This window comes from Kitasatospora sp. NPDC059973, from assembly GCF_042737525.1.
Classification (GTDB): Bacteria; Actinomycetota; Actinomycetes; order Streptomycetales; family Streptomycetaceae; genus Kitasatospora.
The window spans coordinates 32,974-56,165 of sequence record NZ_JBHWUI010000041.1 but is presented as its reverse complement, the minus strand read 5'-3'; the positions used below and the strand labels follow the sequence as shown (position 1 = coordinate 56,165).

General features: G+C 71.4%; 19 protein-coding genes. 10 read left to right on the top strand and 9 right to left on the bottom strand.

Annotated elements, in window-relative coordinates; translation table 11 throughout:
• Window positions 1–65 precede the first annotated feature (65 nt).
• Window positions 66–3,638: a bifunctional glycosyltransferase family 2 protein/CDP-glycerol:glycerophosphate glycerophosphotransferase gene (locus tag ACFWA9_RS14255; RefSeq protein WP_329488029.1), complete on the bottom strand. Its 3,573-nt coding sequence runs from the start codon at window positions 3,636–3,638 to the stop codon at window positions 66–68.
• A gap of 197 nt (window positions 3,639–3,835) precedes the next feature.
• Here ACFWA9_RS14255 and ACFWA9_RS14250 point away from each other — a divergent pair, with 197 nt between their 5' ends.
• Together ACFWA9_RS14250 and ACFWA9_RS14245 are read left to right on the top strand one after the other, a co-directional pair.
• Window positions 3,836–4,834 carry a glycosyltransferase gene (locus ACFWA9_RS14250; protein ID WP_329488028.1) on the top strand — a complete coding sequence of 333 codons (999 nt, stop codon included), beginning with the start codon at window positions 3,836–3,838 and terminating at the stop codon, window positions 4,832–4,834.
• 86 nt (window positions 4,835–4,920) lie between these two features.
• Complete coding sequence (locus ACFWA9_RS14245) at window positions 4,921–5,985, top strand: YihY/virulence factor BrkB family protein (protein WP_380386849.1); 1,065 nt, start codon at window positions 4,921–4,923, stop codon at window positions 5,983–5,985.
• Window positions 5,986–6,010: 25 nt separating this feature from the next.
• Here ACFWA9_RS14245 and ACFWA9_RS14240 read toward each other — a convergent pair whose 3' ends face one another.
• On the bottom strand, window positions 6,011–7,231 hold the full coding sequence (locus ACFWA9_RS14240) for a D-alanyl-D-alanine carboxypeptidase family protein (RefSeq protein ID WP_380386862.1): 1,221 nt from the start codon (window positions 7,229–7,231) through the stop codon (window positions 6,011–6,013).
• 136 nt (window positions 7,232–7,367) lie between these two features.
• On the opposite strand from ACFWA9_RS14240, the gene ACFWA9_RS14235 reads away from it, so the two are divergent.
• A complete protein-coding gene (locus ACFWA9_RS14235; protein WP_380386846.1) occupies window positions 7,368–7,625 on the top strand; it encodes an SCO4848 family membrane protein in 258 nt (85 codons plus the stop codon).
• 64 nt (window positions 7,626–7,689) lie between these two features.
• Here the strand turns inward: ACFWA9_RS14235 and ACFWA9_RS14230 are convergent, their stop codons facing one another.
• Genes ACFWA9_RS14230 through sdhC form a run of 4 tightly spaced genes read right to left on the bottom strand, consistent with a single transcriptional unit; the run spans window position 7,690 to window position 11,118 of the window.
• A complete protein-coding gene (locus ACFWA9_RS14230) occupies window positions 7,690–8,463 on the bottom strand; it encodes a succinate dehydrogenase iron-sulfur subunit (protein ID WP_352291254.1) in 774 nt (257 codons plus the stop codon).
• Window positions 8,463–10,205 carry a succinate dehydrogenase flavoprotein subunit gene (gene sdhA / locus ACFWA9_RS14225; protein ID WP_329488024.1) on the bottom strand — a complete coding sequence of 581 codons (1,743 nt, stop codon included), beginning with the start codon at window positions 10,203–10,205 and terminating at the stop codon, window positions 8,463–8,465. Before sdhA ends, ACFWA9_RS14230 begins: the two co-directional genes overlap by 1 nt.
• A gap of 32 nt (window positions 10,206–10,237) precedes the next feature.
• Window positions 10,238–10,729, bottom strand: a complete 492-nt coding sequence (locus ACFWA9_RS14220) for a succinate dehydrogenase hydrophobic membrane anchor subunit (RefSeq protein ID WP_329488023.1) — start codon at window positions 10,727–10,729, stop codon at window positions 10,238–10,240.
• Window positions 10,730–10,737: 8 nt separating this feature from the next.
• A complete protein-coding gene (gene sdhC / locus ACFWA9_RS14215; protein WP_329488022.1) occupies window positions 10,738–11,118 on the bottom strand; it encodes a succinate dehydrogenase, cytochrome b556 subunit in 381 nt (126 codons plus the stop codon).
• Window positions 11,119–11,383: 265 nt separating this feature from the next.
• Here sdhC and ACFWA9_RS14210 point away from each other — a divergent pair, with 265 nt between their 5' ends.
• On the top strand, window positions 11,384–12,151 hold the full coding sequence (locus ACFWA9_RS14210; RefSeq protein ID WP_380386841.1) for a hypothetical protein: 768 nt from the start codon (window positions 11,384–11,386) through the stop codon (window positions 12,149–12,151).
• 13 nt (window positions 12,152–12,164) lie between these two features.
• Here ACFWA9_RS14210 and ACFWA9_RS14205 read toward each other — a convergent pair whose 3' ends face one another.
• From ACFWA9_RS14205 to ACFWA9_RS14195, 3 genes are all read right to left on the bottom strand, one after another.
• Window positions 12,165–12,650, bottom strand: a complete 486-nt coding sequence (locus ACFWA9_RS14205; RefSeq protein WP_329488020.1) for a 2-oxo-4-hydroxy-4-carboxy-5-ureidoimidazoline decarboxylase — start codon at window positions 12,648–12,650, stop codon at window positions 12,165–12,167.
• A gap of 312 nt (window positions 12,651–12,962) precedes the next feature.
• Window positions 12,963–14,621, bottom strand: a complete 1,659-nt coding sequence (locus ACFWA9_RS14200) for an alpha/beta hydrolase (protein ID WP_380386837.1) — start codon at window positions 14,619–14,621, stop codon at window positions 12,963–12,965.
• A 78-nt stretch (window positions 14,622–14,699) separates the two neighbouring features.
• Window positions 14,700–15,440, bottom strand: a complete 741-nt coding sequence (locus ACFWA9_RS14195) for an SDR family oxidoreductase (protein ID WP_380386835.1) — start codon at window positions 15,438–15,440, stop codon at window positions 14,700–14,702.
• A 355-nt stretch (window positions 15,441–15,795) separates the two neighbouring features.
• On the opposite strand from ACFWA9_RS14195, the gene ACFWA9_RS14190 reads away from it, so the two are divergent.
• The 6 genes from ACFWA9_RS14190 (at window position 15,796) to ACFWA9_RS14165 (ending at window position 23,128) form a co-directional block, all read left to right on the top strand.
• Window positions 15,796–17,040 (top strand): amidohydrolase, encoded by a 1,245-nt coding sequence (locus tag ACFWA9_RS14190; RefSeq protein ID WP_380386859.1) that lies wholly within the window; start codon window positions 15,796–15,798, stop codon window positions 17,038–17,040.
• A gap of 309 nt (window positions 17,041–17,349) precedes the next feature.
• Window positions 17,350–18,402, top strand: a complete 1,053-nt coding sequence (locus ACFWA9_RS14185; RefSeq protein WP_329488017.1) for a BMP family ABC transporter substrate-binding protein — start codon at window positions 17,350–17,352, stop codon at window positions 18,400–18,402.
• 284 nt (window positions 18,403–18,686) lie between these two features.
• Window positions 18,687–20,312 carry an ABC transporter ATP-binding protein gene (locus tag ACFWA9_RS14180; protein ID WP_380386856.1) on the top strand — a complete coding sequence of 542 codons (1,626 nt, stop codon included), beginning with the start codon at window positions 18,687–18,689 and terminating at the stop codon, window positions 20,310–20,312.
• Window positions 20,313–20,316: 4 nt separating this feature from the next.
• Window positions 20,317–21,471 carry an ABC transporter permease gene (locus tag ACFWA9_RS14175; RefSeq protein ID WP_380386832.1) on the top strand — a complete coding sequence of 385 codons (1,155 nt, stop codon included), beginning with the start codon at window positions 20,317–20,319 and terminating at the stop codon, window positions 21,469–21,471.
• On the top strand, window positions 21,468–22,733 hold the full coding sequence (locus ACFWA9_RS14170) for an ABC transporter permease (RefSeq protein ID WP_352291250.1): 1,266 nt from the start codon (window positions 21,468–21,470) through the stop codon (window positions 22,731–22,733). The genes ACFWA9_RS14175 and ACFWA9_RS14170 overlap by 4 nt, the downstream gene beginning before the upstream one ends.
• The gene (locus tag ACFWA9_RS14165) at window positions 22,730–23,128 is read left to right on the top strand and encodes a cytidine deaminase (protein WP_329488014.1); all 399 of its coding nucleotides are present in this window, start codon (window positions 22,730–22,732) and stop codon (window positions 23,126–23,128) included. The genes ACFWA9_RS14170 and ACFWA9_RS14165 overlap by 4 nt, the downstream gene beginning before the upstream one ends.
• Window positions 23,129–23,192 lie beyond the last annotated feature (64 nt).

The window sequence follows — 23,192 nt, the reverse complement described above, 5'->3', positions numbered from 1 at the left end:
CCCCGGCCGTTCGACCGCCGTCGCGGGGGGGGGCCCCGCGCCCCCCGCCTCCGGGGCGGTACCGGTTACTGCTGGCGGAGCATGCCGTCCACCACGCGGGCCGCGGCCTGGCCGTCGTCCAGGTCGCAGTACGCCTCGCGGAACGCCGTGTACTTCTCGGCGTACTCACCCGTCAGCTCGTCCACCCGGCCCAGCGCCGCGACCAGCTCCTCGGAGGTGGCCAGCAGCGGGCCGGGCATCTCCGCCTCGTAGTCGAGGCTGAAGCCGCGCAGGTTGTCGCGGTAGTGCTCCAGGTCGTGCGTGAAGAACAGGACCGGCTTGCCGGTGGTGGCGAAGTCGAACACCGTCGCCGAGTAGTCGGTGACCAGGACGTCCGCGATCAGCAGCAGCTCGGCCATGTCGGGGTAGCTGCCGACGTCCCAGATGTAGCCGTTTCCGGCACCGGGGATCTGACCGCACATCACGCTGTGCCGGCGGACCAGCAGCACCTGGTCGTCGCCCAGCGCCGCCTTGGCCGCCTCCAGGTCGATCCGCAGGTCGATCTGGTAGCCGCCGTTCGGGCGGCGGCGGTCCTCACGGAAGGTCGGCGCGTAGAGCACGACCTTCTTGCCCTCGGGCAGCCCGAGCCGCTCGCGGACCTGCTCGGCGGTCTTCTCCCGGTCGGGGGCGAACAGCAGGTCGTTGCGCGGCGCGCCGCTCTCCAGGATCTCGCCCTTGAAATCGAACGCGCGGCGCAGCACCGGAGCCGACCAGCTGTTGCCGGCCACCAGCATGCTCCAGTTCGGGACCTCCTTGACGACGCCCTTCAGGTAGTTGGCGTCGGTGAACCAGACCTTCTCGAAGTCGTACCCGATCTGCTTCAGCGGGGTGCCGTGCCAGGTCTGCACGACCACCTGGCCGGGGCGCCGGACGAAGAAGTCCGGCAGGTGCGCGCTGGTGACGATGTACTTGGCGGTGGCCAGCGTCTCGAACCACTCGGGGCTCCAGAGCCGGATCGCGCCCGCCGTCTGCGGCAGTTCGGCCTGCAGGTCGTCGCTGCCCCAGAGGTGCTCCAGCGGCAGGCCGCGGCGGACCAGCTCCTCGTGGATCGCCCGCGGCGAGTCCGCGTAGAGGCCGCCCAGCGCGACGTTGTAGAGCACGGTGTCGCGCAGCGGGAGCCGGCGGGCCGACGGGTAGTCGGTGGTGCGCAGCTGGCGCTGCCGGAAGCCGCTGCGCTCCTCGGGCAGCAGCGCGGAGTGCGACTCCAGCGAGAGGCCGTCGTAGTGGCGGCGCTCCAGCACGATCCGCTTGCCGCGCGACTCCACCTCCAGCGGCAGGGTGGCGAAGCACTCCGGGGCGATCAGCGCGTAGCGGGTCGCCAGGGTCTCGACCGGCTCGCCGAGCGGGCGGAAGAAGACGTCCCAGGTGCCCTGGGCGAGCGGCACCCGGCCGGCGAAGGAGGCCGTCGGCACCGCCGGCAGCGCGGCCCGGAACCCGCCGTCCGCGATCTCCACGGGGTAGACGTGCTCCTCCTCGCGCCAGTTGTGCCGCACGACCAGCTCCCAGCGGTGCGTGCCGGGCAGCGGGAAGGTGCCGCTGAGCAGGTAGCCGTCCGCGCCGCGCGAGGCGACCTCGGTCACCACCGGCTGCAGCAGCTGGTCGGAGAGCTGGAGGTAGCCGCCGGGGGAGGGCTTCGAGTAGAGCGCGCGGCGCTCGTCGACCGGGGCGTCCGGGTTCAGCGGCAGGTGCAGCTGCTCGGGTGCGTTGCGGTCGTCCCAGGCCACCGGCACGGTGCTGCCGTCGGCGAGCAGTATGGCGGTGTCCCAGCGGTCCCGGGCCCGCTCCGGGGCGACCGGGTCCAGCTCGGCCCAGGCCTCGCGGACGGCGGTCAGCTCGTCGACCGGGGCGGTGACGGTGAACGGCTGGAGGGTGCCGACCGGGGCGGTGAGCTCCAGCGGGTAGACCACCTCGCGGTCCGACTCGACGTGGGTCAGCTTGAAGCGGGCCCCGGCGAGGTTCGGGCCGGAGCGGGCGGCGCCGGAGATCTCCAGCCGGCCGTCCCGCACGGCGAGCCCGGTCACCCTGGTCCGGACCGTCTCCACCCGCAGGTAGACGCTGCCGTCGCGGACCCACGGCACGATCCGCACGTCCGGCTCGACCCAGTGCGCGGGGAGGTACTGGGCGGTGTCGCTCCAGCCCGCCGAGATCCGGCCCTTGTAGACGCCGCCCTTGCCGGCGCCGGCCACCAGGACGCGCCAGTTGCCGTCCTTCCACTGGCCCCGGTGCTTGAGCCGCTTGGGGTCGATGGCGGCGGTGAAGCCGGCCCAGTCGCAGTTGTACAGGTCGTGGTGGCAGCTGGCGGTCGCCTCCGGGCTGTACTGCGTCCTGGTGGGCACGGCCAGCACGCGCCGGCCCTTGGTCTCGCGGAGCACCAGCACCCGGACCATGTCGTGCCGGTTCTCGGCGCCCAGCTGCTCCGGGTACGCGTGCCCGGTCAGCTGCAGCTTGCCGCCCTCCCAGGCCGACTCGTACAGCCGGCTGCGCATCACCAGCGAGTTGTCCAGCTTGAGGATGCCGGCCGGCACGCTCTTGCGGCCGCCGCGCAGGAACGGGTAGTCGGCGTACGGGCGCAGCAGGCCGCGCGCGGCGACGCCGCCGTTGCTCTCGCCCTCGTACTTGATCTGCTCGACGAACTCGTCGATCCGGCCCGCCAGGGTCAGGTGGTACTTCAGCCGCAGCGGCGCGCGCAGCTTGCGGACCTGCTCGGGGCCGATCGAGCGGAGCAGCCGGCCGACGTTCTTCTGGTAGGCGTCCCGGTACTCCTTGTCGCCGTCCACGACGGACCAGAAGAACATCGGGATCTCCTCGACGAGGGTGTTCTCGTCGTAGGAGCGCAGGTACTCGGCGAAGCGCGGGTCGGTCTGCTTCTTCAGCCAGGTGCGGACCAGCTCCACCGAGGTGACGCGGTCGACCAGGCCCTTGGGGTTGGTCCGCATCTGTGTGATCGACATCTCGCCGACCTCGCGCTCGCGCCAGTGGTAGATCGGCTCGGAGAGCACGTCCACGCTCGTGGCGAGGTAGTGGTGCGGCACGCTGACCGGGGCGTCCTCGTACAGGATGCCCTCGGGGTAGAGGATGCCGGCCGCGTCGAAGAACGAGCGGCGGTACACCTTGTTCCACGCCGTGCGGTCGGTGACCAGCGCGGGGATCTCGGTGATGTGGGTCTTGAGCCTGGTCTCCTTGAACGGCCGCGAGTGCCCGCCGGACTGGTAGTAGCCCACCGCGCGGAACCGCAGCACGTTGCCGGTGGCGAAGTCCGAGCCGGTCTCGTCGAGCGTGTTGATCATCAGCTCGTAGGCGCTCGGCGGCATCGAGTCGTCGGAGTCGACGAAGCAGAGGAACTCGCCGTCCGGGTCGATGTGGCGGATGCCGGTGTTGCGGGCCGCGCCGAGGCCCTTGTTCACCTGGCGGACCAGCCGGAACCGGGAGTCCTTGGCGGCGTACGCCTCGGCGAGTGCCGCGCTGCCGTCCTTCGAACCGTCGTCGACCATGACGCACTCGAAGTCCGTGAAGGTCTGGGCGGCGATCGAGTCGAGGCATTCCACGAGGTAGCGCTCGACGTTGTAGATCGGAACGACGATGGAGAGGCGGGGAGCCATCGGCTACGCAGGCCTTTCTTGGGAAGGAGCGTGGCAGCCCGGTCGGGGTCTGGCCGCACTTTGAACCGGTGCGTACGTGCCCACCGATCCTACCGTCCGGTCCCGGGCGCCCTCCGGGGCCTTCGGTCCGCCCGCGGGCGGACCGGGTGCCCGGGCGCGGTGGGTCCGGCCGTCCGGGGGGCCACTACTCTGTGGCCATGCCCCGCTTCAGCGTCATCGTCCCCGTCCACAAGGTCGAGGAGTACCTTCCCGAGTGCCTCGACTCGGTGCTCGGCCAGGGCGGTCCGGACTTCGAACTGATCGCGGTGGACGACCGCTCCCCGGACGGCTGCGGCGCGATCCTCGACGAGGCCGCCGCCCGCGACCCGCGCGTGCGGGTGCTGCACCTGGCGGAGAACGTCGGCCTCGGCCGGGCCCGCAACGCCGGCCTGGCGGTCGCCACCGGCGACTACGTGATCTTCCTGGACAGCGACGACACGCTCACCCCCGGCCTGCTCAAGGCCGTCGACGACCGGCTGGCGGCCGGCGGCGACCCGGACGTCCTGGTCTACGACTACGCCCGCACCTACGCCGACGGCCGGATCACCAAGGCCGCCTCGGCGCACGTCTTCGGCGCCGACTCCCCGGACGTCTTCGACCTCGACCGCCGCCCCGACCTGCTGGACCTCCTCCAGGTGGTCTGGAACAAGGCCTACCGCCGCGGCTTCGTCGCCGAGCAGGGCCTCACCTTCCCCGCCGGGTACTACGAGGACACCCCCTGGACCTACCCGGCGCTGCTCGCCGCCGGGAGCATCACCCTGCTCGACCAGGTCGGCGTGCACTACCGCCAGCGCCAGGAGGGCGGCAACATCCTCGCCACCGCCTCGCGCAAGCACTTCGACGTCTTCGCCCAGTACGACCTGGTCTTCGCCTTCCTGGACGGCCGCCCGGACCTCGACCGCTGGCGCCCGGTGGTCTACGGCCGGATGCTGCACCACCTGAACACCGTGGTCTCCAAGCCCGGCCGGGTCCCGCCCCGCGACCGCCGCGAGTACTTCCGCCGGGCCGCCGAGCACTGCGCCCGGCTGCGCCCGGCCGGCTACACGCCGCCCGCCGGGGTGGCGGGGGTGCGCACCGAGCTGCTGAGCCACGGCCGGTACGGCGCCTACCGCACGGTCCGGGTGCTGGCCGGGGCCCGCCGTCTGCTGAAGCGCTGACCCCGGCGGCCGCGGCGCCTATCGAACCCCTTGCGGCCCGCCGAGCCTGACGGCCGTTCGGGCGAACGGCCGGTATAACCGGACAGGTGGACTTCCTCACCCGGCTCCCGGTCATCGGCCCGCTCGTGGCGCGGGTCCTGCGCAGCCACCCGTACCGCGTGTACGAGCACTTCACCGCCGCGCGCGGCAACCGGCTGGCGGGCGCGGTCACCTTCTTCGGCTTCCTGGCGCTCTTCCCGCTGCTCACCGTGGCGCTGGCGATCGCGGTCGCCACCCTGACCGACTCCCGGGTCGAGGAGATCCAGAAGCACATCTCCGACCAGCTGCCGGGGATCTCGGACGCGCTCAACCTCAACTCGCTGGTGGCCAACGCGGGCGCCGTCGGCCTGGTCAGCGGCGTGCTGCTGCTGATCTCCGGCCTCGGCTGGGTCGACACCATGCGCACCTCGATCCGGGACGTCTGGCAGCTCCCGGAGGAGGAGGGCAACCCGATCCTGCGCAAGGCCTGGGACTGCCTGGTGCTGGGCGGCCTGGGCCTGGTCTCGCTGTTCTCGCTGGCGGCCTCGGCCGCCGGGACGACGCTGGCCGGCCGGATCGCCGGCTGGATCGGCCTGGGGACGGGCGGGCCCGGCGGCTACCTGCTGACCGGCGTCGGCCTGCTGATCGCCGTCGCCTCCGACATGGTGCTCTTCGCCTACCTGCTGGCGCCCTTCCCCCGGATCGGCGGCCAGCACCGGTGGGACGTGGTGCAGGGCGCGCTGATCGGCGGGGTCGGCTTCGAGCTGCTGAAGATCCTGCTCGCCTCCTACCTGGGCTCGGTCGCGGGCAAGAGCCTCTACGGGGCCTTCGGGGTGCCGGTGGCGCTGCTGCTCTGGATCAACTTCGTCTCCCGGCTGCTGATGTACTGCGTCGCCTGGACGGCGCTGGCCGACCCGGCCGCCGCCCGCGACCGGGCCCGCGAGCGCGCCGGGGCCATGCTGAAGGCCGCGAACGAGGCGGAGGCGGCCGAGCGGGACGACGCCGCCACCGCGGGCAAGGAAGGCAAGGGCGGCAAGGAAGGCAAGGACGGCAAGGACGGCGGGGGTGACGGGAACGGTGAGGGTGACGGGGACGGCGGGGACGGCACGCCGAAGGCCCGGCCCCAGGAGTGAGACCGGGCCCCCGACGGCACCGCCGTCAGTCGGCGGCGGGGCCGCCGCGCCGCCGCAGCAGGAACAGCGCACCGGCGCCGCCCGCCGCGAGGGCCAGCGCGATCCCCACCCAGCCGGCCGGGCCGGGGCCCGAGCCCCCGTCACCACCGGCCGCGGCGGCCGCCGGGGCGGTCGGGGAGGCGCTCGGCGAGGGGTGCGGCGGCGGCGCGGGCGCACCGGCGGTGCCCCCCGCCTGTCCGGTCGGCTCCCCGCCGGCCGGCGCCTCGTCCACCAGCCTGCCGACCGGGGTGACCTTGTCGGCCGCCGCGAACCCCCAGTCCAGCAGCGCCGCCGTCTCGTCGTAGACCTTCTGGTACGTCGAGGGGTGCATCACCGTCACCAGCAGGGTGCGGCCGTTCCGTTCGGCGGCGCCGACGAAGGTCGAGCCGGCCTCGGTGGTGAAACCGTTCTTCACGCCGATCAGGCCCGGGTACTTGCCGAGCAGCCGGTCGGTGTTGGCGATCCCGAAGCTGCCCCGCTGCCCGGTGTTCTTGTCCACCGCGCCGGGGAACTGCGCGTCCCGGGTGGCGCAGTACATCCGGAAGTCGGGATTGCGAAGCCCGGCCCGGGCGAACAGGGTCAGGTCGTAGGCCGAGGAGAGCTGGCCGTCCATGTCGTAGCCGTCCGGGGAGATCACCCGGGTGTCCCGGGCCTGCAGCGCGTCCGCGCGGGCCTGCATCTCGGCGACGGTCTGCTGGACCCCGCCGTTCATGTGCGACAGGACGTGCACCGCGTCGTTGCCCGAGCTGAGGAAGACCCCGCGCCAGAGGTCCTCGACCCGGTAGTCCAGGTTCTCCTTGATGCCGACCAGGCTGCTGCCGGCGCCGATCCCCTGGATCTCCGCGTCCTCGACCCGGTGCACCAGGTTGCGGTCGAACTTCGGCAGCACGGTGTCCGCGAAGAGGATCTTCAGGGTGCTGGCCGGGGCGAGCCGCAGGTGGGGGTTGCTGGCCGCCAGCACCTCTCCTGACGTCGCGTCGGCGACTATCCAGGACCGCCCGGTGAGATCCCCCGGCAGGGCCGGGGCGCCGGGCAGGGGTGCCACCTGGGCACCGGGGAGCCCCAGTCTCTCGCCCCCGATCGCGGCCGGCGGGGGCGGCGGCTCGTGCGGGGCCGCGACGGCCACCGGGGCGGCGAGGAGGACGGGGAGCGCCGCGGCGTACGCGACGAGCAGGTGTGCGAGCTTACGGCGTGTGGGCACCAGCAGACCGTACCCAGTCGGGGCCGCCGCCGTCCGCCCCTTCGGGCCCGTCCTCCACAGGAGGGGGCCACCGTACGCCGAACGGCCGCCTGCGCATACTGGAACCGCACACCATCTTCACCTCAGCCGCCGAGGACGCTCCATGAAGCTCAGCCGCCGCACCTCCTGGTTCCTGACCGCCTTCGGCGTCTGGTCCATGATCATCTGGATCACCTTCGTCAAGAACCTCTGGAAGGACTCCGGCGGCCAGGCCTTCACCGACGGCGACCACTCCCAGCCGACCGCGTTCTTCTGGATCCACCTCCTGCTCGCCGTGACCTCCTTCGTCCTCGGCGTCGCCGTCGGCGCCGTCGGCCTCCGCGGCCTCCGCGCCACCCGCCGCGAGCCCGCCGCCGAGTAGCCGCAACGCCGAGGCCCCGTCCGATCGGGTGATCGGACGGGGCCTCGGCGTGCTCGGGCAGGAACTAGAAGCGGCGGGTGACCAGGGCCCGCTTCACTTCCTGGATCGCCTTGGTGACCTCGATGCCGCGGGGGCAGGCCTCCGAGCAGTTGAAGGTGGTCCGGCAGCGCCAGACGCCCTCACGGTCGTTCAGGATCTCCAGCCGCTGCTCCGCACCCTCGTCGCGCGAGTCGAAGATGAAGCGGTGCGCGTTGACGATCGCGGCCGGGCCGAAGTACTGGCCGTCGTTCCAGAAGACCGGGCAGGACGACGTGCACGCGGCGCACAGGATGCACTTGGTGGTGTCGTCGAACCGCTCGCGGTCCTCGGCGGACTGCAGGCGCTCGCGGGTCGGGTCGTTCCCCTTGGTGATGAGGAACGGCATGACGTCCTTGTACGCCTGGAAGAACGGGTCCATGTCCACGACCAGGTCCTTGAGGACCGTGAGGCCCTTGATGGCCTCGATCGTGATCGGCTTCTCCGGGTTGACGTCCTTGATCAGGGTCTTGCACGCCAGCCGGTTGCGCCCGTTGATCCGCATCGCGTCGGAGCCGCAGATGCCGTGCGCGCAGGAGCGGCGGTAGGTGAGGGTGCCGTCCTGCTCCCACTTGATCTTGTTGAGCGCGTCCAGGACGCGCTCCTTCGGGTCCAGGGTCAGCTGGTAGTCGACCCACACCGGGTCGGGGTGCTCCTCCGGGTTGAACCGGCGGATCCGGAAGGTGACGGTGATCAGCTGGACGCCGCCCGCCTCGGCCGCGTCCAGAGCGGCCGAGTGCTTCTCCGCAGTAGGAGTGCTCATCAGTACTTACGCTCCATCGGCTGGTACCGGGTCGTGACGACCGGCTTGTAGTCGAGGCGGATGGAGGTGGTGCCGTCCTCGGCGACCTCCTGGTACGCCATGGTGTGCTGCATGAACTTCACGTCGTCACGGGTCGGGAAGTCCTCGCGGTAGTGACCGCCGCGCGACTCCTCGCGGGCGAGCGCGGAGACGGCCAGCACCTCGGCCAGGTCGAGCAGGTTGCCCAGCTCGACGGCCTCCAGGAGGTCCGTGTTGTAACGGAAGCCCTTGTCCTGGATGGAGACGTTCTTGTAGCGCTCGCGCAGCGCGGCGATGTCCTCGACCGCCTGCTTCAGCGTCGCGCCGGTGCGGTAGACCATGGCGTTGGTGTCCATGGTCTCCTGCAGCTCCTTGCGGATCTGCGCCACGGACTCGGTGCCGGTGGACTCGCGCAGGCCCTCGACCAGCGCCTGCACCTTCTCGGCCGGGTTCTCGGGCAGCTCGGTGTAGTCCACCGTCTGCGCGTAGTCGGCGGCGGCGATGCCCGCGCGCTTGCCGAACACGTTGATGTCCAGCAGCGAGTTGGTGCCCAGGCGGTTGGCGCCGTGCACCGAGACGCAGGCGACCTCGCCGGCCGCGTACAGGCCCGGGACGACGTCGGTGTTGTTGCGCAGCACCTCACCGGCGACGTTGGTCGGGATACCGCCCATCGCGTAGTGCGCGGTGGGCTGGATCGGGATCGGGTCCGTGTAGGGCTCGATGCCGAGGTAGGTGCGCGCGAACTCGGTGATGTCCGGGAGCTTGGCGTCCAGCTGCTCCGGCGGCAGGTGGGTGAGGTCCAGGTAGACGTGGTCGCCGTCCGGACCGCAGCCGCGGCCTTCGCGGATCTCGGTGTAGATCGCGCGGGAGCAGACGTCACGGGACGCGAGGTCCTTCATGACGGGGGCGTAGCGCTCCATGAAGCGCTCGCCGTCCTTGTTGCGCAGGATGCCGCCCTCGCCGCGGGCGCCCTCGGTGAGGAGGATGCCCATGCGCCAGATGCCCGTGGGGTGGAACTGGAAGAACTCCATGTCCTCCAGCGGCAGGCCGCGGCGGTACACCAGGGCCTGGCCGTCACCGGTGAGGGTGTGGGCGTTGGAGGAGACCTTGAAGAACTTGCCGGTGCCGCCGGAGGCGAACACGACCGACTTGGCCTGGAAGACGTGGATCTCGCCGGTGGCCAGCTCGTAGGCGACGACGCCGGCTGTCCTGCCCTCGTTGATCAGCAGGTCGAGGACGTAGAACTCGTTGAAGAACTCGACACCGTGCTTGACGCAGTTCTGGAACAGCGTCTGGAGGATCATGTGGCCGGTGCGGTCCGCCGCGTAGCAGGACCGGCGGACCGGGGCCTCGCCGTGGTTGCGGGAGTGACCGCCGAAGCGGCGCTGGTCGATCCGGCCCTGCTCGGTGCGGGAGAAGGGCAGGCCCATCTTCTCCAGGTCGAGGACGGCGTCGATGGCCTCCTTGCACATGATCTCGGCGGCGTCCTGGTCGACCAGGTAGTCACCGCCCTTGACCGTGTCGAAGGTGTGCCACTCCCAGTTGTCCTCCTCGACGTTGGCGAGGGCGGCGCACATGCCGCCCTGGGCCGCGCCGGTGTGGGACCGGGTGGGGTAGAGCTTGGTGAGCACCGCGGTGCGGCTGCGCTGGGTCGACTCGATGGCCGCGCGCATGCCGGCGCCGCCGGCGCCGACGATGACGGTGTCGTACTGGTGAATCTGCATGGGGGTTCTAACTCGCCTCTGGCCTCTGCCGATTAGATGTTCGGGTCGAAGGTGAAGATGACCAGGGTGCCGAGCAGCACGGTGAAGACCGTTGCGGCGCCCATGAGGCCCTTCAGCCAGAGCCGGGTGGAGTCCTTCTCGGCGTAGTCGTTGATGACCGTCCGCATGCCGTTGGCGCCGTGCAGCATGGCGAGCCAGAGCATCAGGAGGTCCCAGCCCTGCCAGAACGGCGAGGCCCAGCGGCCGGCCACGAAGGCGAAGCCGATCTTGGAGACGCCACCGTCGAGCACCAGCATGATCAGCAGGTGGCCGAGGATCAGGACCACCAGGACGATGCCGGACAGGCGCATGAAGAGCCACGCCAGCATCTCGAAGTTGGTCCGGGTGCGGCGCGGGGTCTTCTTGGTCCGCTGGCGGGCCGGCTCGACCACGAAGGCGTCGGCGGGGTTGCCGGTGCCGAGGCCCTTGCCGGTGTGCGCGTGGGCGGAGGGGACCACCAGGGCGTCGGAGATTTCCGTGGACATGTCTCAGATCACTTCCCGAACCAGGTGGTCAGCGTGTGCTGAAGGATCGGGTAGAAGGCGCCCGCCATCAGGACGACCCACACCCCGACCACGGTCCAGAGCATCTGCTTCTGGAACTTCGGACCCTTCGACCAGAAGTCGACGGCGACGACCCGCAGGCCGTTGAGGGCGTGGAACAGGATGGCGGCCACCAGGCCGTACTCCATCAGGTTCACCAGGGGCGTCTTGTACGTCTGAATCACAGAGTCGTACGCCTCGGGCGACACTCGCACCAGTGCGGTGTCCAGGACATGAGCGAACAGGAAGAAGAAGATGAGGACGCCGGTGACTCGATGAGCCACCCAGCTCCACATGCCTTCCCGGCCGCGGTACAGCGTTCCAGCCGGCACGGAAAAACCCTCCGGAAGCGATTGGGGGCTCGGCCGGCTTCGGTGTCGGTCAGCCCGGCCGGGTACGGTCCACCGGCCGCCAGCATCCTATCGACGCGTTATTGCGAACCGCCTCCGGGGGCCCGAGGTGTGATCAATCAGGCACGACTGGCCTAGTGCGGCGGGAACCCGGGCGGCTCAGGAGGCCCCACGGCCACGCAGCGTGACCGTTCGACTGCGCTACCGTGGCCGCCGCTCCCGTCGCCGACACTCTGCCGAGGCCCCCGTGCCGCTCAGCCCGCCCCGCCGCCCGTCCCCCGCCGTCGCGGTCTGCGCCCTGCTGCTCGCCGCGGGCTGCACCACGGTCGGCGGCTCCGCCGACCGGGCCGCGCCGGCCCGCGAGCTGTCCGCCGCCGAGCTGCGGGCGGCCGCGGTGGCCGACGGTGACCTGGGGGCCGGGTACACGGTGACGGTGATGACGCCCGGTCACGGCGAGACCGGCTCGGGCGGCGGCCGGGAGGTCTCCGACCTGCCCGTCTGCCAGCCGCTGCTGGACGCGGTGACCCCGGCGGTGGCGGCGGGCGGCGCCACCGCCCCGCCGGGCCCGGGGGATCCGTACGCGGAGACCGATCTGAGCGTGGCGCGGGCGGCCGATCCCCAGGGGGGCGTGTACGGAGGACTGCTCGGCTACCGGGCCGGGCGGGCGGCGCAGCTGCAGTCGGAGCTGGAGAAGCTGTTCGGCCCGTGCGCCTCGTTCGTCTCCAGCGCGCCGCCGCCGCCGGCGGAGAAGAGCCGCAAGCCGGTGCGGACCAGGCACCGGTTGATCCGGGACGACACGCCCACGCCCGGGGGAGCCGACGCGGTGACCGGGTTCACCCTGACGAGTGAGTCGGGCAGCGTGGTGCTCGCCCAGCGTGCCGTGGTGGCCCGGGTCGGACCGGTGCTGGCGGTGCTCACCACCGTCGGCGTCGGCGCGGAGCCCGCCCCCGTGCCGGACGAGCGGATCGTCCGGCAGCAGGTGGCGAAGCTCCGCGCCGCGCAGGCGCACGGGTGAGGGTGGGCCCGGGTCAGCGGGCTCCGGCCTCGGAGTGGGTGGCGACCAGGTGCTCCAGCCGGGTCAGGGCGATCCGGCGGAGCTCGTCCGAGGCGATCAGCCGTTCCTCGTCCGGGTCGTGCGCCAGCCGGGTGCGGATCGAGCTGAGCACGGTGTCGAGCATCTCCTCGGGGGCCACGCCTTCCAGGCAGACCACGAAGACGTGCCCGAACCGGGCCTCGTACGCGGCGTGGGCGGCGCGAAGGGCGGTGTGCGCCGCCTGGCTGCCGGGTGCGCGCATGCCCAGGAGCGGCTGCGGCATCCAGCTCTCGTCCGCCAGCGCCTCGGCCAGGTCGGCCGGTCGCAGGTCGTAGGAGGCCTCGCTGGCCGCGGCCAACAGGGACTCTATGTCGGGGTAGGGCCGGTGGGCGGTGAGCCGCAGGGCCCAGCGGTGGCTGCCGCAGCAGGCCAGGAGGGCCTCCTCGGCCGCGCCGGCGTCGGCCTCGTTGAAGCGGTGCAACCCGAGGAGGGTCGGCTCGGAGCTGGGATCGAGCCGCGGTGACGGGATGTCGCTGGCCAGCGGGTCCTCCTCGTGAGGGCGGGAAGGTGCCGGTGAAAGGGGGTGGTGAAGCAGGTGAAGTATGAGGCCGCGGGGCGGTGTTCGAGACCCGCCGGGCAGCGGCTCAACGGTAGTTGAGCAGTCATCAGTTGGGGAGAGCGCACGCGGAATTCATCCGATCGAGCTATCAAGTTGTGACGTTGACACCTCGGTGTCAGCGCCCTCCCCGTTCACATCTGCTAGTCGTCCAGGCCTTTCGGCCGCCGGCTCCACTCAGGAGCAGCGCGTCCCCGGCGCCGGCATCGTCCCCTCGACGAGGTACGCGGTCAGCGCGGCGTCGACGCAGCCGTTGCCCTTGCCGAAGGCGCCGTGCCCCTCGCCGACCCGGGTCAGCAGGGTGGCGTCGGCGAAGCCCTTGGCGAGCGCCTCGGCGGAGGCGTACGGGGTGGCCGGGTCGCCGGTGGTGCCGACCACCAGGATCGGCGCGCTGCCCTCGGCGCGGACGGCGTGCGGCCGCTCCGTCGTCCGGAACGGCCAGCGGGCGCAGCCGGCCTCGCTGTAGTCCTCCACCGTGACGCCCTTGGAGACCAGCGGGGCCTCGGCCAGGAGCCTGGCCACCGCCTGCTGGGCGCGCTCCGCGGTGGGCGCCGGCGGGGCGGCGTCGGCGCAGCTGATCGCGCGGTTCGCCTCCTCCATCGGGCTGAAGTGGCCCTTCTCGTCGCGGCCGTCGTAGCCGTCGGCGGAGGCGAGCAGCGGGTCCACCTTGTGGCCGACCATGGCCCAGCCGAGCGCGTTGCGCAGGTACGTCCAGGACGTCTTCTCGTCGCCGTAGAGCGCGCTGATGACGCCCGTCCAGGCGAGGTCGCGGCCGACCTTCCGGCCGTCGGACGCGGCCATCGGGTGGTCGTACAGGCCGTCCAGGAAGTCGGCGGCCTTCTGGGCGGCCTTGACCGGGTCCTTGCCGAGCGGGCACTCGGCCGCGTGGTTCTTCACGCAGTCGGCGGCGAAGCGCTCGAAGGACTTCTCGAAGCCGATCTGCTGGTCGACGCCGTGGTCCAGCCGGTCCTGGGCGGGGTCGACGGCGCCGTCCAGGATCAGCCGGCCGGTGTTCTGCGGGAACTCCTCGGCGTAGAGCGCGCCGAGGTAGGTGCCGTAGGAGATGCCGAGGTAGTTGAGCTTCCGGTCGCCGACGGCGGCGCGCAGCACGTCCAGGTCGCGGGCGGCGTTGCGGGTGCCGACGAAGGGCAGCAGCCGGCCGGACTTCGCCTGGCAGGCGGCGGCGTGGTCGGTGGCGTTCCTGACCCGGTCCGCGGTGCGGGCGGCCGGCTCCAGCGGGGTGTCACGCTGGTTGACCTCGTCGTGCTGCTTGTCGTCGTAGCAGACCACCGGGGAGCTCTCGCCGGTGCCGCGCGGGTCGAAGCCGACCACGTCGAAGCGGTCGTGCAGGGTGCCGTCGTACTCCGTGGCGCCGTACTTGACCATCTCGACGCCGGAGGCGCCCGGGCCGCCCGGGTTGACCATGAGCGAGCCGAGCCGCTGGTCCGGCCGGGCGGCGGGCAGCTTGATCAGCGCGAGGTCGAGGGCGTCGGCGGCGGGGGCGGTGTAGTCGAGCGGGACGTGCAGCCGGCCGCAGAGCATCGCGGATATGTCGATCTTGGCCCGGGCGGCCTGCGGGTCGGCCGGGCAGGCGGCCCAGGCGATCTGCTGGCCGTAGAACGGCTTGAGCGCGGGGTCGTCGGCGCCGGTGGGCTTGGCGGTCGGCGTCGGGGTGGCCGGGGTGGCCGTCGGGGTGGCCGGGGCGGCCGACGGGGCCGCGGCGGCCCCGTCCTGGGCGGGCTTGGTGCTGTCGTTGCAGGCGGAGCCGAGAAGCAGGGTGCCGGCCGCGAAAGCGGTCAGCAGAAAGCGCGGGCGGGCGGCCCGAAGAGATCTCATCGCACGTATGTATCACTGCCGGGTGACCGCGTGGATCATGGCCCCGGCGTCGGACCGCCCGCTCGCGCCGCCCGGCCGTCAGACCCGGTGCACCTTGTGGTTGGCGGCCTGGGCGCGTGGGCGGACGACCAGCAGGTCGATGTTGACGTGCGGGGGCCGGGTCACCGCCCAGGCGACGGTGTCCGCGACGTCGTCCGAGGTCAGCGGCTCGGCGACGCCCGCGTACACGGCCGCGGCCTTCTCCTCGTCGCCCCGGAAGCGGGTGACGGCGAAGCCCTCGGACTTGACCATGCCGGGGGCGATCTCGATCACCCGGATCGGCTCCCCGCACAGCTCCAGCCGCAGGGTGGCCGCGATGGTGTGGGCCGCGTGCTTGGCCGCCACGTAGCCGCCGCCGCCCTCGTACGCGGCCAGCGCCGCGGTGGAGGAGAGCACCAGCACGGTGCCGTCGCCGCTCGCCCGCAGCGCGGGCAACAGGGCCTGCGTCATGTGCAGCACGCCGAGCACGTTCACCTGGTACATCGCCAGCCAGTCGGCCGGGTCGGCGGCCTCGACCGGCTCCGCGCCGATCGCCCCGCCGGCGTTGTTGACCAGGACGTCCACCCGGCCGACCTCGGCCGCGAAGGCGTCCACGGCCGCCCGGTCGGTGACGTCCAGGGTGCGGGCGCGGCCGCCGAGCTCCTTGGCGAGCTCCTCGATCCGCTCGGTGCGGCGGGCGGTCAGCACCACCTCGAAGCCCTCGGCCGCGAGCCGGCGGGCGGTCGCCGCGCCGATTCCACTGCTGGCTCCGGTGACCACGGCCACCTTCTGCTCGGTCATTGCCACTCCCTGGAGGAACGCGTCGGTCGGGGGAAGTACGTCGGTCGCTCGTCCGATCATCTCAATGACGCCGACCGGGGCCCGCGCCGCGGTGGGGGACGTCCACCCCGGTGGGTCCTCCAGCCGTCCCGAACGGCGTCAATCCCCCGTCGGAGTGGCCCCGTGACCGCCGGTGCGGGTCGTCGTTGCACAGGGCACGCAACCCGGGGAAGGCGACTTAAACGAGATGTCATACCCACCTGCTCAGCCCCTATGCGCCCATACGGGGACTTCTTTTCGGGAAGTCGGGCCAAATCCCCCCAACAGGCCTACCCTTGTTGAGATGAACCGTCCTGAGTCCGCCCAGCCGGCCGTCATGCCCACCGCTGCCCGCCCCGTCGCCGCCCTGCGCGACCGTGTCGCGGCGCTGGAGCCGGAGCTGATCGCGTTCCGCCGCGATCTGCACCGCCACCCGGAGCTGGGCCGCCAGGAGTTCCGCACCACCGCCCTGCTGCGCGACCGGCTGACGGCCGCCGGTCTGGCCCCCCGGGTGCTGCCCGGCGGCACCGGGATGATCGTCGACATCGTCCCGGAGGGCACCCCGCGCGGCGCCGAGTTCCTGGCCTTCCGTGCCGACATCGACGCGCTGCCCATCGACGACGCCAAGACGGACGTGCCGTACCGGTCGACCGTCGCCGGCCGGGCCCATGCCTGCGGCCACGACGTGCACACCTCCGTCGTGCTGGGCACCGCCCTGGTGCTCGCCGAGGCGGCCCGGTCCGGCGAGCTGCGCCGCCCGGTCCGGCTGATCTTCCAGCCCGCCGAGGAGCTGATGCCCGGCGGCGCGCTGGACGTGATCGCCGCCGGCGGGATGGACCGCGTCGGCCGGATCTTCGCGGTGCACTGCGACCCGAAGGTGGAGGCCGGCCGGATCGCGCTGCGCACCGGGGCGATCACCTCGGCCTGCGACCGCCTGGTGCTGCACCTGGACGGCCCCGGCGGCCACACCGCCCGCCCGCACCTGACCACCGACCTGGTGACCGCGATCGCCCGGATGGCCGCCGACCTGCCGGCCGCGCTGTCCCGCCGGATGGACCCGCGCTGGGGCGTCAGCCTGGTCTGGGGCCGGATCGCCTCGGGCTCGGCCCCCAACGTCATCCCGCAGCACGCCGAGCTGGAGGGCACCGTCCGCTGCCTGGAGCTGGAGGGCTGGCGCGAGGCGCCGGACCTGCTGCACGAGCTGATCGCCAAGCTGGCCGAGACCTACCGGGCGAAGTGGACGCTCGACTACCACCGCGGGGTGCCGCCGGTGGTCAACGAGGCCGTCTCGGTGGGCCTGCTGGAGGCCGCGATGACGGCCCGTTTCGGGCACCGGGACGAGGGGCGTTCCACGGCGTCCGCCGACCAGGTGGTGGAGGACACCGAGCAGAGCCTCGGCGGCGAGGACTTCTCCTGGTACCTGGAGCACGCCCCGGGCGCGCTGGCCCGGCTCGGCGTCCGCACTCCCGGCGACAGCACGGTCCGTGACCTTCACCAGGGCCGTTTCGACGCGGACGAGCGGGCGATCGGGATCGGCGTGGAGCTGTTCGCGGCGCTGGCGCTGGAGACCGAGGGGGCGTAGTCCGCTCCCCGGTGGGCGTCCCGGGCCCGGTCCGCAACGGACCGGGCCCGTCGTCGGTTCACCGGGCCGGGCCTCGATCGAGCAACGCCCGAGTTATCTGCTTCCTGGCTTTTTGTCCGGTTACGTACACTGGGCAGCGCCAGTTCCGATCACCCTCCGCGTACGGGAAAGGGGCTCCGGGAAGACTGTCAGACCACGGTTTGATAACAACCCGAATGCTCCGGCGACCTGTGACCCAACCGTGTTCTACGCGCGTTACGGTGGCGTCCGACCACGCTAAACGGGTGCGTGTGAGAAGGAGATACTCCCTTGCGCCGTTCTACTAAGCTCGCTGCGGTTGTGCTCTCGGGTTCCCTGGGCATCGCCTCGCTCGCCGCTTGCGGCGCAAAGAGCAACGACACCACCGCTTCCTCCGGCTCGTCCGAGGGCGGCCTGAAGGTCGGCATGGCCTACGACATCGGTGGTCGTGGCGACCAGTCGTTCAACGACTCCGCCGCCCGCGGTCTCGACAAGGCCAAGGCCGACCTGGGCGTCGCCGTCACCGAGGCCGACGCCAAGACCGGTGAGGCCGAGGCCGACAAGGAGACCCGGCTCAAGAACCTGGTCACCGCCGGCTACAACCCGATCATCGCGGTCGGCTTCGTGTACCAGGGCGCCGTCGAGAAGGTCGCCAAGGACAACCCGAACACCAAGTTCGCGATCATCGACTCGGCGTCCGACACCCAGCCGAGCAACGTCACCTCGCTGACGTTCTCGGAGCAGGAGGGTTCGTACCTGGCCGGTGTGGCCGCCGCCCTCAAGACGAAGACCAAGCACGTCGGCTTCATCGGCGGTGTGCAGTCCGAGCTGATCAAGAAGTTCGAGGCCGGTTACAAGGCGGGTGTGAAGTCCGTCGACCCGAGCATGGCGGTCGAGACCACCTACCTGACCACCCCCCCGGACTTCTCCGGCTTCAACTCGCCCGACAAGGGCAAGGAGGCCGCGCAGGGTCAGCTGGACAAGGGCGCGGACGTCATCTACACCGCCGCCGGCTCCTCCGGCAACGGTGCCATCGAGGCCGTCGCCAACGCCGGCAAGCTGGCGATCGGCGTCGACTCCGACCAGGCCGCCCAGCCCGCCCTGGCGAAGTACAAGGCCAGCATCCTCACCTCGATGGTGAAGAACGTCGACAAGGCCGTCTTCGCCTACATCGACTCCGCCAAGAAGGGCTCCCCCTTCACCGGTGTGAAGAACTTCGACCTGAAGGCCGACGGCGTCTCGCTCGCCACCACCGGCGGCAAGATCGACGACATCCAGGGCAAGCTCAACGACGCCGCCACCGCCATCAAGAGCGGCGCCACCACCGTCCCGACCGCTCCGTAAGGCGCGCCCGGACGTCGCTGCCGCTGCCGCCTGCCCGGCAGCGCAATGATTGACGCAGCATCAGGGAGGGGCCCGGAAGGGTGCGCTCAGTGCGTACCCCCGGGCCCCGTCCCGTACCCCACCGTATTTTCTTGGCCCTCCAGCGCAACGACGCGCCTCCAGACCACCAGGAGATCGCCATCACCGCATCCGACCCCGCCCTCAGCAAGGGCGGTACCCCCAGCGCGGGGACGGCGACACCGGCCGTCGAACTGCGCGGCATCACCAAGCGCTTCCCCGGCGTCGTGGCCAACCACGACATCAACCTCACCGTCCGCACCGGCACCGTGCACGCCCTCATGGGTGAGAACGGCGCCGGCAAGTCGACGCTGATGAAGATCCTCTACGGCATGCAGAAGCCGGACGAGGGCACCATCGCGATCAACGGCGAGCAGTGCGAGTTCAACACCCCGGGTGACGCCATCTCGCGCGGCATCGGCATGGTGCACCAGCACTTCATGCTCGCCGACAACCTCACCGTCTGGGAGAACGTCGTCCTCGGCGGCGAGAAGCTCCACGGCATCGGGGCCAAGGCGAAGGCGAAGATCAAGGAGATCTCCGACCAGTACGGCCTGGGCGTGCGCCCGGACGCGCTGGTCGAGGACCTCGGCGTGGCCGACCGCCAGCGGGTCGAGATCCTCAAGGTGCTCTACCGCGGCGCCAAGATCCTGATCCTCGACGAGCCCACCGCGGTGCTCGTCCCGCAGGAGGTCGAGGCGCTCTTCGGCAACCTGCGCGAGCTCAAGGCCGAGGGCGTCACCGTCATCTTCATCTCGCACAAGCTGCACGAGGTGCTGTCGGTGGCGGACGCGATCAGCGTCATCCGGCGCGGCACCACGGTCGGCGACGCCGACCCGGCGAACGTCACCGCGCGCCAGCTGGCCGAGCTGATGGTCGGCGCCGAGCTGCCCTCCCCGGGGAGCCGCGAGTCGACCGTCACCACCACCGAGATGCTCGACGTCCGGGACCTGCGGATCGCCAAGACCGACGCCGAGGGCATCGAGCGCGTGGTGCTCGACGACATCTCGCTGCGGATCCACAAGGGCGAGATCCTCGGCATCGCCGGTGTCGAGGGCAACGGCCAGGCCGAGCTGGTCGAGGCCATCATGGGCATGCTGCCGCTGGACGGCGGCGCCGTCACGCTGGACGGCAAGGACCTCTCCGGCTCGCTCACCCGCAGCCGCCGCGAGGCCGGCATCGGCTACATCCCCGAGGACCGCCACCGCCACGGCCTGCTGCTGGAGGCCCCGCTCTGGGAGAACCGGATCCTCGGTCACGTCACCGAGAGCCCGAACTCCAAGGGCCTGCTGCTCGACCCGGCCGGTGCCCGCAAGGACACCCAGCGGATCGTCGACGAGTACGACGTCCGCACCCCCGGCATCGAGGTCACCGCGGCGTCGCTCTCCGGCGGCAACCAGCAGAAGCTGATCATCGGCCGCGAGATGAGCCACGACCCCAAGCTGCTGATCGCCGCCCACCCCACCCGCGGGGTGGACGTCGGCGCGCAGGCGCAGATCTGGGAGCACATCCGGACCGCCCAGCGGGCCGGTCTCGCGGTGCTGCTGATCTCCGCCGACCTGGACGAGCTGATCGGCCTCTCCGACACCATCCGGGTGATCTACCGCGGCCGTCTGGTGGCCGACGCCGACCCGGCCACGGTCACCGCCGAGGACCTGGGTACCGCGATGACCGGTGCCGCCCGCGGCCACATCGAGTCCGAGCCCGAGGCCGTCGAGGAGTTCCACGCGGTCACCGCGGAGGGCACCGAGGCCGAGGCCGCCGGGACCGGCTCCACCGGGGACGCCGCCGCCCAGGACGCCACCTCGTCCGACACCCCCACCGACACCGCCGACCCGCAGGCGGGGGAGTAGCCACATGACCAGTCCCAACCCCGCGGCCAAGAGCAAGCTGGCGCAGCGGTTCGACGGCGAGAAGATCGTGCTCGCCCTCGCAGCGCCGGTGCTCGCCGTGCTGCTCTCCGTCGCGATCTGTTCGGTGCTCCTGGCGACCTCGGGCAAGAACCCGTTCGACGCCTGGAACGTGATGATCACGTACGCCACCAAGTCGGACGGCCAGGTGGCCATCCTCAACCGGTCCACCACGTACTACCTGGCCGCCGCGGCCGCCGCCTTCGGCTTCCGGATGAACCTCTTCAACATCGGTGTCGAGGGCCAGTACAAGGTCGCGGCGCTGTTCGCGGCGTTCGTCGGCAGCCGGCTCGACCTGCCGTCGTTCATCCAGATCCCGCTGCTGCTGATCACGGCCATGCTGGTCGGTGGCCTGTACGCGAGCATCGCCGGTCTGCTGAAGGTCTTCCGCGGCGTCAGCGAGGTCATCTCGACCATCATGCTGAACGCCATCGCGGTGGCGATCGTCGGTCTGCTGCTCGTGCCCGGCATCTTCGCGCCGGAGAAGAGCTCGACCAGCAACTCCATCCAGACCAGCCCGGTCTCGGAGTCCAGCCACTTCTTCGCGATCAACACCGACGGTGGGCCGCTCTACGGCTTCCTCTTCATCGCGATCCTGGTCGGCGTGGCCTTCCAGTTCACCCTGACCCGCACCCGCTTCGGCTTCGACCTGCGCGCCACCGGCCGCTCCGAGACCGCCGCGACCGCCTCCGGCGTGAACGTCAAGCGCATGGTCGTCATCTCGATGGTGGTCTCCGGTGCGCTGGCCGGCCTGATCGGCATGCCCGAGCTGCTGCAGAACTCGTACAACTTCGGTCAGAGCTTCCAGGGCGGCCTCGGCTTCCTCGGCATCTCGGTCGCCCTGCTCGGCCGCAACAGCCCGATCGGCATGGCCTTCGCCGCGCTGCTGTTCGCCTTCCTGGACGCCACCGGCTCGCAGCTGCCCCTCCAGGGCGGCTTCCCGTTCGAGATCGTCCCGGTCATGCAGGGCACCATCGTCATCTGCGTCGTCGTCGCCTACGAGCTGGTGCGCCGCTACGGCCTCAAGCGCCAGCAGCAGAAGGTCGGCGCCGAGCTCGCGGCCCAGGCTGCCGCCAACGAGAAGAAGGAGGTGTCCGCATGAGCACGGCCACCGCTGCCCGCGCGAAGGCGCCGGGCGCTCCCGCCAAGAAGCGCAAGTTGTCCTGGCCGGTGGTGCTGCTGCTGATCGCGGGCGCCCTGGTCCTCTTCTCCGCCGTGGGCATGGCCACCGGCAACCACTCGCTGACCTCCTCCGGCCAGGTCACCGCCGCGCTCAGCGCCGCCGTGCCGATCGGCATGGCCGGTCTGGGCGGCCTCTGGTCCGAGCGGGCCGGCGTGGTCAACATCGGCCTCGAAGGCATGATGGTCGCCGGCACCTTCTGCGGCGCCTGGGGCGGCTACCTGGTCAACCCGTGGTTCGGCCTGGTGGCCGGCATGCTCGGCGGTGCGCTCGGCGGTCTGCTGCACGCCGTCATCACGGTGACCTTCGGCGTCGACCACATCGTCTCCGGTGTCGGCGTCAACCTGCTGATCCCCGGCATCTGCGCGTACGTCAACCGGATCTACTACAAGGACTACATCTCCGTCGGCGCCGGGGCGAACCAGTCCCCGCCGGCCGATCCGCTGCCGTACATCACCATCCCCGGGCTCTCCTCCGGGCTGAAGGACATCGAGACCCACCACTGGTTCCTGGTGTCCGACGTCGCGGGCGTGCTCGGCGGTCTGGTCACCAACATCTCGGTGGTCGTGCTGCTGGCCGGCGCGCTGATCGTGGTCAGCTACTTCGCCCTCTGGCGCACGGTGTTCGGCCTGCGCCTGCGCTCCTGCGGCGAGAACCCGACGGCGGCCGAGTCGCTGGGCGTCAACGTCTACAAGTACAAGTACCTCGCGGTCATCACCTCCGGCGCCTTCGCGGGCCTCGGCGGCGCGTACCTCTCGCTGGTCGCGGCGCACTTCTACAAGGACGGCCAGACCAACGGCCGAGGCTTCATCGGCCTCGCGGCGATGATCTTCGGCAACTGGATGCCGGGCGGCCTCGCCATGGGCGCCGGCCTGTTCGGCTTCACCGACAGCCTCCAGCTGCGTGACCCGGAGTCGGTGCACGTGCTGATCCTGGTGGTCGCCATCGCCATGTTCCTGCTGGCGCTCTGGAACCTGTACCGCCGCAAGATCCCGGCCGCGCTGATCACCTTCGTGGTGGCCGGCGGCCTGGCGGTCTGGTACGCCACCACCGAGGAGGTGCAGCGTCCGCTGATCGTGGCGACGCCGTACGTGATCACCCTGGTGGTGCTCTCGCTGGCCTCGCAGCGGCTGCGGCCGCCGAAGGCCGACGGCCAGATCTACCGCAAGGGCCAGGGCAAGTGACGGCCCCCGCGGCGGCGGTCGACTGGGAGGCACTGCGGGCGGCGGCGCGCGAGGCGATGACCCACGCCTACGCCCCGTACAGCAGGTTCCCGGTCGGCGCGGCCGCGCTGGTGGACGACGGTCGGGTGGTCACCGGCTGCAACGTGGAGAACGCCTCGTACGGACTCGCGCTGTGCGCCGAGTGCGGCCTGGTCTCCATGCTGCACGCCACCGGTGGCGGCCGGCTGACCGCGTTCACCTGTGTGGACGGCAGCGGCGGTCTGCTGATGCCGTGCGGCCGCTGCCGCCAGCTGCTGTACGAGCACGGCGGGCCCGATCTGCTGGTCGAGCTGCCGTCCGGCGTGAAGCCGATGAGCGAGGTCCTGCCCGACGCGTTCGGGCCGGAGCGGCTCTAGTCTTTGTTTCTGTTACGCGCGTAGAGTGTCGCGAGTGGGGCCGCAATCCGGCCAGCTCGCGACA